This window comes from Paenibacillus darwinianus (genome assembly GCF_000598065.1).
GTDB classification, from domain to species: Bacteria; Bacillota; Bacilli; order Paenibacillales; family Paenibacillaceae; genus Paenibacillus_I; species Paenibacillus_I darwinianus.
In genome coordinates, this window is sequence record NZ_KK082171.1 from 83,851 (window position 1) to 93,237 (window position 9,387).

At 55.0% G+C, this 9,387-nt stretch carries 7 protein-coding genes and 1 pseudogene; 7 read left to right on the forward strand and 1 reads right to left on the reverse strand.

What is annotated here, in order from left to right; genetic code table 11:
• Window positions 1-18 precede the first annotated feature (18 nt).
• Window positions 19-2,823 carry a transporter substrate-binding protein gene (locus tag BG52_RS14900; protein ID WP_051602309.1) on the reverse strand — a complete coding sequence of 935 codons (2,805 nt, stop codon included), beginning with the start codon at window positions 2,821-2,823 and terminating at the stop codon, window positions 19-21.
• A 413-nt stretch (window positions 2,824-3,236) separates the two neighbouring features.
• Here BG52_RS14900 and BG52_RS10055 point away from each other — a divergent pair, with 413 nt between their 5' ends.
• The 7 genes and pseudogenes from BG52_RS10055 to BG52_RS16110 form a co-directional block, all read left to right on the forward strand.
• Window positions 3,237-4,463: a transporter substrate-binding domain-containing protein gene (locus BG52_RS10055; protein ID WP_036584168.1), complete on the forward strand. Its 1,227-nt coding sequence runs from the start codon at window positions 3,237-3,239 to the stop codon at window positions 4,461-4,463.
• Between the two features lie 73 nt (window positions 4,464-4,536).
• On the forward strand, window positions 4,537-5,394 hold the full coding sequence (gene urtB, locus BG52_RS10060; protein WP_036584118.1) for an urea ABC transporter permease subunit UrtB: 858 nt from the start codon (window positions 4,537-4,539) through the stop codon (window positions 5,392-5,394).
• Between the two features lie 6 nt (window positions 5,395-5,400).
• Window positions 5,401-6,486, forward strand: a complete 1,086-nt coding sequence (gene urtC / locus BG52_RS10065; RefSeq protein WP_051587890.1) for an urea ABC transporter permease subunit UrtC — start codon at window positions 5,401-5,403, stop codon at window positions 6,484-6,486.
• Window positions 6,487-6,514: 28 nt separating this feature from the next.
• A complete protein-coding gene (gene urtD, locus BG52_RS10070) occupies window positions 6,515-7,264 on the forward strand; it encodes an urea ABC transporter ATP-binding protein UrtD (protein ID WP_036667192.1) in 750 nt (249 codons plus the stop codon).
• Window positions 7,257-7,955 (forward strand): urea ABC transporter ATP-binding subunit UrtE, encoded by a 699-nt coding sequence (gene urtE / locus BG52_RS10075; RefSeq protein WP_144340786.1) that lies wholly within the window; start codon window positions 7,257-7,259, stop codon window positions 7,953-7,955. Before urtD ends, urtE begins: the two co-directional genes overlap by 8 nt.
• 64 nt (window positions 7,956-8,019) lie before the next feature.
• Window positions 8,020-9,066, forward strand: coding sequence for an aliphatic amidase (locus BG52_RS10080; protein ID WP_036584128.1), 1,047 nt, complete (start codon window positions 8,020-8,022; stop codon window positions 9,064-9,066).
• Window positions 9,067-9,160: 94 nt separating this feature from the next.
• Window positions 9,161-9,387, forward strand: a pseudogene (locus BG52_RS16110) (AAA family ATPase); the annotation flags it as partial.

The window sequence follows — 9,387 nt, forward strand, 5'->3', positions numbered from 1 at the left end:
TTGTGCGTACTTAGATTTTCAGGATAGAGCCTGGATATAGAACTCGCGATCGTCGTCATCGCTGCGCTGTTTGATCTCCTTGATGTTATCCAGGCTCCGGGAAGCGTCCGCCAGATTGGCCAAATGGGGCTGGCGTTCTGCGCTTTGATTATGGTTGCTGTGCACGATATATTGCGGGAGATGTGCTACCATGATGGCCGCCGACCGGTCCGACAAATAAAAAGCCCTCTCCATCACATTATTTAGCTCGCGTATGTTACCGTGCCAAGTGTATTGCTCCAATACCTTCAGCGCTTCGGGTGAAAGCTCCTTGGGCGGAAGCCCGCTCTCGACCGATAGCTGGTGTAGAAAATAGGCGGAGAGCGCTCCGATATCGCCGATCCGTTCCCGGAGAGGAATTAATTCGATTGCAAAAACATTCAACCTGTAATATAAATCGCTGCGGAAAGAGCTGTTATAAGCAATTTCCTCGTTCAAATTTTTGTTGGTCGCCGCGATGATGCGAACATCGACCGGAATCGCTCTGTGTCCGCCTACCCGAATGACCTCCTTCTCCTGCAGCACCCGAAGCAGGGTCGCCTGAAGTTCAAAGGGCATATCGCCGATTTCGTCCAGGAATAGCGTTCCTCCGTCGGCCACCTCAAACTTGCCCGGGCTCCCGCCCTTTTTGGCCCCTGTAAAAGCGCCCTCCACATACCCGAACAGCTCGGCATTAATAAGCTCCTTCGGGATTGCGGCGCAGTTAATCGCGACGAAAGGACGCTCCTTTCTGGCGCTTTCATTGTGTATCGCACGGGCAAAAAGCTCTTTGCCGGTGCCGCTTTCCCCGAGAAGCAGCACGTTGGCATTGGTCTTCGCGGCGGACTTGGCGAGCGACACGGTTTGCAGAAAGCTTCCGTTCGATCCGACAAGATCCTTGGTCGTCAGCTTGTTCTTATCCCGGCGGGCGCCGTTCGTCCGATGCGCAAGCTGTTTGAAATACACATAATGATAGTCGGGCTGTTTGATAATCTTGATTTCAAACAGGCTGTCCGAGTCCTCCGTACGGATCATGTACATCGCTTCGTCTCTGGCGTCGTCGGTAATTTCCGATAAGGCCATGTGCACCAGATCCCGTTTCCTTACAAGCAGGTCGGCGCCCTGCCGGTTGTGGAACAGAATCCTGCCCTTTTTCAACACGAACAGGCTTTTAGACAACTGGCCGGTAACGGCCTGCAGCATTTGGTGCAAGGAAAGATAATCGTTCTGCTTGCAAGTGAGCTCCGCGCAATAAGCGGTCAGCTTCGGCAAAGCCTCCAGATGATGCGTCAATGACTCATGCACGCCGCCGGCGATGAAGATGCCGAGAACGCCGAGCAGCGCCGGATCGGAAGAGGCCCGGATGGGGAAGGCGGCGCTCCTGCAGCCGTAAAGCTCCTCCAGTCGGGGGCTGCCCTGGCCCTCGCGGTTAAGCGTATGGCCAGTCAGGGCGAGGCCGATGCCGGACAGGCTGAGCGGATGGCGAAGCCAGTCGGCGCTGCCGATTCGCAAGCAGGCCAGCAGTTCATCCGGCAGATCGGTCTTGGGGCCGATAACGTCCAACAGCACCCCTTCCGGGTCGAAAAAAGCAAAGGTACACGGGATATGCGCCAGGCCTTTTTTCAATTCCTTCAATAAATATTCATGCCGTGCGAGCCTTTTATCCATTTCGCCAGCGGCGTGTGCTTTCGACGCCTCGGCGGTGTCCTTGTCCTCCGTTTCGAAAAACGGTGCGGGAGCAAGAGGGGCGTCGGATTCCCAAACGATCCGAAACCGGCCGGTGTCGTCGACCTGTCCGATTCGGGAATGGAGCCACAGATGCTGATTGGTCGCATCGACCATAATCTCCCCTTGGGGCGCGGCAAGTTTCAGGCCTGATAAAGCTTGACGAATCGAATCGGTCGAAGGAGAATCGGCTCTCCGCAGTGCCTCCGCCAGCAGAAAAACGGCGTTATACGCATTTTCCATGACGGAGCTGATCGTATCCGTGCCGTACGTGCGCCGATACTCCGCGACGAAGCGCTCATTAACGGGAGTGGACACAGTATTGAAATAGGGGAAGCTGGAATAATGGCCGACGGCGTAGGAAGACGCAATGGCCGCGAATTCGGTTTCCGCGGTGATGGAGCTTGCGATGCGCGGCTTCAAGCCGGATTGGTAATGCTGTTGATAAAAGGCGGTCGCGCTGTCGCCGACCAGTGTCGAGAATATGACATCCGGCTTCAGACGGTGGATTTCCTGCTGGTGGTGGCTGAATTTCTCATCGCCGAGACCGACGTAGGTTTCGCCCGATATGGAGCCGCCATGGGCCTGTGCCAGCTGTCTGATATACCGGTTCGTTTCTCGCGGATAGATGTAATCGTTGCCGATCAGATAAAACGTTTTTCCGAGGTTGCTTATGATCCATGGAATGAAATGAAGCAGCTGCTGATTCGGGAGCGGTCCGCAGTATACGATGTTCCGATGCTGCTCCGCCCCCTCGTATAAGGTTGGATAGAACAGCAGGGTGTCGTGTTTCTCAAGCACGGGAATGACCGCTTTGCGGCAGGCTGAGGTATATAAACCGACAATCGCGCTCACTCTGTCGGCCGCGATCAGCTTCTCCGCCTTTTGGGCTGCGAAATACGGGACGGAGGCGATGTCCTCGACGATCGGGACAAGCCGCTTCCCGTGTATGCCGCCCTGCTCGTTAATTTGTCTGATCGCCAGCAGGCTCGCCTGATATTGCCCGCGTTCCGTGACGCCGGTAGAGCCCGTGAGAGAAAAGAGAATGCCGATTTTCATCTCGTCACTAATCATATGCATGCCAAGACGCTCCTTTGTGAATGTGAGGTTTATCCGGCGGAATTGTCCATCCATTGTTATGCACCTGTAACGCACAACAGAACAAACGCAGTACAATATGTTAGAAACTATAACATTAAAACTGTTCATAATATGTTCAATATAATAGAACTTAGGTAAAAAAGGCAATGCATGTTCAATTTAGTGAAATATAATCTAACGGATTGCGTGATGTATAAACGTGATTAAATAAGCCCTTTTGGGCTTGTTGTTGTTTTTCCTGAAACAAAATTTTAATAAAACTTCCCTTTCGGCGGCGAGTTGGCACGTTAATTGCTACTAAGTAAAGTGAGCACCTAAAACCGTTCGGGGTTGACCGGCGGCAGTAAGACAACAGAAAAATAAAAAACGGGAGAGTGGTAGGCTTGAAAAAGATGCTGAAGAAATCGATTTTATCCATTGCAGCTCTGGTGATGATCGTTTCCCTGCTGGCAGGCTGCGGCGGCGGGAAGGACAGTACGGCCGGCGGCAGCGCCGGGGACATCAAGGTGGGGGTGCTGTTTTCCTTAAGCGGCTCGCTCGCCGTTACCGAGAAAGGGATGGCGAATGCGGCGCTGCTGGCCATCGAAGAAATTAACGCCGCCGGCGGCATTAACGGGAGAAGCATCAGCGCCGTTCAGGAGGATTACGCGTCAGAGCCATCCGGCGCGGCGACCAAGGCGAAAAAGCTGCTTCAGCAGGATAAGGTGGCGGCGATCGTAGGCGGTTATACGTCGGCCAGCCGTCAGGCGATGCTGCCGATCGTGGAGCAGGCAAACGGTGTGCTTGTTTATCCGACCTTCTATGAAGGGCAGGAGTACTCGAAGAATATTATTTACACCGGAGCGACACCCAACCAGCAGCTGCAGGAGTTCGTTCCATGGCTGATGGATAATGTCGGCAAGAAGGTTTATTTCATCGGCTCGGACTATGTATATCCGGTTGAAACGAACAAACAGGTGAAGGAATTGCTGAAGCTGAACGGCGGAGAGGTGGTCGGCGAGGAGTATGTTCCGCTTGGCCAATCGGAATTCGCTTCGGTCATTAACAAGATCAAAGAGGCGGCTCCGGACGTCATTTTCTCCGATCTGGTCGGCGACAGCGTCGCGGCCTTCTATAAACAATATAAAAGCTATGGCCTTGACCCTGCCGTGATGCCGATCGCAAGCCCGGTAACGGCGGAATCCGAAGTCGTTTCCATGGGTGCCGATGTGGCGGCCGGACACATTTCCTCCTCCGCTTATTTCCAGACGGTGGATACGCCCGAGAACGCAAAGTTCGTTGAAGCCTACCGCGCGAAATACGGCGAAAACGAGCCGATCACGCAGGTCATCGAGGCGACGTACTTCTCGACGCTGCTGTTGGCGGAAGCGCTGAAGAAGGCAGAGGACGTCACGGATGCGGAAGCCGTGATCGGGGCATTCGCAGGGCTGGAAATGAAAGCTCCGCAGGGAACGGTGAAAATCGATCCCGAAAACAATCATGCCTGGCTCAATTCGCGCATCGGCAAGGTAGGCGCGGACGGCCAGTTCGAGATCGTTCAAAGCACATCGGAACCGATCTACCCTGAGCCGTGGGCGAAGATTTTGTATCCGGAGCACGAGAAGCCTTGGAAGAAGTGACGCTGACGAAAGGGACGCGCGGAAAGGGAGCCATCCCTTTCCATGCTCCTTCTCATCGAAAGGAGGATAAGTAATGGGCATCATGCAGCAGGTTGCCGACGGCATTAGCGTGGCCGGCATTCTGGTCATCATCGCGCTCGGTCTCGGCATTACCTTCGGGGTGATGAAAATCATCAACATGGCTCACGGCGAGCTGATCATGATCGGCGCTTATGTGACCTATCTCGTTTGTACGGAAGGGAAAATGCCGTTTGTTCTAGGCATGATCGTCAGCTTTCTGGTCACCGCTCTGGTAGGGCTGCTGTTGGAAAGATTCGTGCTGCGGCGCCTGTATGGAAGACCGTTGGAAACGCTGCTTGCCACCTTCGGCATATCGCTTTTCCTGCAGCAGCTGATCCGGATGCTGTTCGGGCCGGACGGGAAGTCCGTCGTCAGTCCGTTTCAGGGCGTGCTGATGATCGGGGAGGTAGCCGCTCCTTATTTCCGGCTGTTCATCGTCGCGATCGCCATCGTGATGGTGCTGACCACCGCTTATGTGATGCATAAAACGAAATTCGGCATTCAGCTCCGGTCGGTGTCGCAGAACAGGGACATGTGTGAATGCCTTGGCATCAACACCTCCAAGGTGGATGCGTACACCTTCGGCTTCGGAGCCGGCCTGGCCGGCCTGGCCGGCTCCATTCTGGCTCCGATCAAAAGCGTCTCGCCCACGATGGGCCTTGATTATTTGATCGATTCGTTTATGGTGGTCGTGCTCGGCGGCGTTGGCTCGCTGATGGGCACCTTGTTCGGCTCCGCCGCGATGGGAGAGAGCAATCAGCTGCTGACCACCTTCATGGGGGAGACCGGGGCGAAAATTGTCGTATTCCTGCTCATTATATTGGTCATACGGTTTAAGCCGGAAGGTTTGTTCCGAATGGAAAGGAGGTAGAGGGCCGTGTTATTGAAAAGGCTGGGCATCAATGAAACCTTTGCAGCGCTGGCGCTCGTTTTTCTGGCCGTCTTTCCGATGTTCGCCTCCGAGTTCCGCGTGGAGCTGATGGGTAAGTTTATCGTCTTCATCCTGTTTGCCTTCTCGCTTAATCTCATTTGGGGCTATACGGGCCTGCTCAGTCTCGGACACGCTGTATTTTTCGGCCTGGGCGGTTATGTTCTGGCGCTGTCGTACAGCCTGCAGGACGGTGTTCCGTCTTTTATGGCCCGCTTCAACATCGAAGAAATTCCGCTCCTTATGAGACCGCTGCTGAGCACGCCGCTTGCGCTGCTGCTCGGGCTGCTTATTCCGGCACTGCTCGCGGGCCTGATCGGATATTTCGTATTCAAAAGCCGTGTGAGCGGCGTGTATTTCTCGATCATTACGCTGGCGCTGGCGAAGCTTTTTGAAATGCTGATCGTCAACATGCAGGCGTATACCGGCGGATTCAACGGGCTTATGGGACTTCCGAGATTTCCGGTCGGCGGAGAGCCGATGGACCTCGTTCCCTATTACTATCTCGTGCTTGCCGTAACCGCCGCCGCGTTTTTGTTTACCCGGTGGTTGACGCATTCCCATTTCGGGAAGGTCATCAAGTCGATCCGGGAGGATGAAAGCCGTATTCGTTTCCTGAGCTACAACCCCGCCAACTACAAAATTTTCGTTTTTGCGGTATCCGGGCTGCTCGCCGGACTGGCCGGCATGCTGTACGTTCCGATGAACGGCTTCATATCGCCGCAGGACAGCGGAATCGCCATGTCGACCAGCCTGGTCATTTGGCTCGCAATCGGCGGCCGCGGGACGCTGATGGGACCGATTGTCGGGGTGCTTATCGTCAACTGGCTGTCGAACCTGCTGTCGGAGCAGTATCCGACCCTCTGGCAGCTGATTCTGGGGGGCGTTATGGTGCTGATCGTCCTGTACCTGCCTGGCGGCATTTACGGCGCGGTCGAGAGCTGGTGGAAGGATCGCGGCTTAAGAAAAAAATACGCGGCCAAGGAAGATCAGGAAGGAGAGGCCGTGCTGTACAAAGAGAGCGAAGTGCTGTGAGAAACGGAAGAGAAAGCGGGGCGAGCCTATGGGAAACAGCATGTTGCAAACGATCGGGCTGACCGTACAATTCGGCGGCTTCAAAGCGATATCGGATTTGGACTTCTCCGTGAACCGGGGAGAGCTGCGGGTCATTCTCGGACCGAACGGGGCGGGAAAGACGACATTGATGGATTTGATTACGGGCAAAACCAAGCCTACCTCCGGACGAATCGTCTATAACGGCCGGGAGATCGCCGGCTTGGAGCCCTTTGAGACGGCAAAGCTCGGTATTGGCCGCAAATTCCAGAATCCTCATGTCTTCGACAACATGACCGTGTCGGAAAATATCGAAGTCGCCTTTCGCGGGTTTCACCGGGTGTTCAAGGCGCTTTTCTACAAAAAAAGCAGGGAGATCAAGGAAAGGATCAACGACATACTGATCACGATCAACCTCGATCATCAATCGGAGCGGATGGCGGCAAGCCTGTCGCACGGCGAGCGGCAGTGGCTCGAAATCGGCATGCTGCTGGCGCAGGATCCGGAGCTGATCATACTGGATGAACCGACGGCAGGCATGACGGCCGACGAAACCTACAAAACCGGCGAGCTGATCCGCTCGGTGTTCAAGGACCGGTCCGTGATCGTGGTGGAGCACGATATGGCGTTTGTCAGGCAAATCGCCGATATTGTGACGGTCCTTCATCAAGGCAGGTTTCTTGCCGAAGGACCGCTTTCCGAGATCGAGCGCAATGCCAAGGTTCAAGAGGTGTATTTGAAGGAGGATGCCCATGCTTAACGCGGACGCGCTCGAGGTTTCATACGGCAAGAGCCGGGTCATAAGCGGTGTCAGCCTTCAAGTGGGAAAGGCCGATAAAGTTTGTCTGATGGGCCGCAACGGCGTCGGCAAAACGACGCTGCTCAAAAGCCTGATTGGACTGCTGTCGCCGCGGCAGGGCCGGATTCAGTGGGAGGGCAAGGAAATAACCCGCAGCCGCGCCAGTGAACGGTCCCGGATGGGAATCGCCTACGTGCCGCAGGGGCGGGAAATTATTCCGATGCTCACGGTCAAGGAAAATCTGGAGCTTGGCGCGATGTCCCATTACCCCAAGGAGACGGCGCGGCTGATGGAAGAAGTGCTGGACTATTTTCCCGCGCTTAGCGAACAGCTCGACCGGAAGGGAGGTGTATTGTCTGGCGGCCAGCAGCAGCAGCTTGCCATCGGCAGGGCGTTGATGAGCAAGCCGAAGGCGCTATTTCTGGATGAGCCTTCCGAAGGCATTCAACCGAACGTCGTGGCCGAAATCGCAAGAACGCTCAATCGGGTGCATACCGAAAAATCGCTTTCCGTTTTTATCGTCGAGCAGAACCTGGATTTCGCATTCAAAATTGCCGAACGCTTTTACGTCATGGAAAAAGGGCAAATTGTCCACAAGGGAAACACGGGAGAGATCCCAATGGACACGATCAAAAAATATTTGACCATTTGAGCAGCAGCGACGAATTTGCAGTCTGGTTTATCATTTTCGCCACAATCGAGAGGAGAATGGAACGATGAGACATGGGGATATTGCAAGCAGTGCGGATACGGTAGGCGTAGCGGTTGTCAATTACAAGATTCCGAGATTGCATACGAAGGAAGAGGTGCTGGACAACGCGCGCAACATCGCGGATATGGTGGTCGGCATGAAGAAAGGGCTGCCGGGCATGGACCTGGTCGTTTTCCCCGAATACAGCACGATGGGCATCATGTACGACAACGACGAAATGTTTGCGACGGCCGCTTCGATTCCGGGCGAAGAAACCGCCATTTTCTCCGAGGCGTGCCGAAAGGCAGGCGTCTGGGGCGTTTTCTCACTGACGGGCGAGCAGCATGAGAATCATCCGGAAAAGGCGCCCTACAACACGCTGATTCTCATGAACGACAAAGGCGAAATCGTGCAGAAGTACCGGAAATGCATTCCGTGGTGTCCGATCGAGGGCTGGTATCCGGGCGATACCACTTATGTGTCGGAAGGGCCGAAGGGGATGAAAATCAGCCTCATTATTTGCGACGACGGCAACTATCCGGAAATATGGCGGGACTGCGCGATGAAGGGCGCGGAGCTGATCGTCAGATGCCAGGGTTATATGTATCCGGCTAAGGAGCAGCAGATCATGATGGCCAAATCGATGGCATGGGCCAATAACGTTTACGTTGCGGTAGCGAACTGCACGGGCTTTGACGGCGTTTACTCCTATTTTGGCCACTCGGCGCTGGTCGGCTTCGACGGCCGCTCGCTCGGCGAGTGCGGCACGGAGGAGAACGGCATCCAGTACGCCGAAATGTCCGTATCCCAAATCCGGGATTTCCGCAAAAACTCCCAATCGTCCAATCATTTATTCAAGCTGCTGCACCGCGGGTATACCGGCGTTTTGAATTCCGGAGACGGCGAGCGCGGCATAGCCGACTGCCCGTTTGATTTCTACCGCACATGGGTGATGGATGCCGAGAAAGCGAGAGAGGATGTGGAGAAAATCACGCGCTCTACGCTCGGCACGGCCGAGTGCCCGATCGAGGGCATTCCCAATGAAGGCAAGCTGCAGGAGGTAGGCAAGTAGTCAGGCAAACGGACCGCGGGGCGGACCGGCGGCGTTCAGGACCGGTCCGTCTTCGGGTTATCCGACATTATACGCACAGAGGGGGATGAACCTCATGCCGTTTATTAACGATATGCTGCAAGCGATAGAGGAGAAGCAGTCCCCTCCCGCTAACGCAGGCAAAAAGTTACTGACGCGTTTCAAGTTCGACGTCGATGAGGTGATGAACAGGATGCGCCGCCGTATTTACGGCCAGGAGCAAGCGATGCAGGCTATCGAGGATATGCTGAAAATCGTCCGTTCCGATATCGCCGATCCCGACAAGCCGCTCTATGTCGGCTT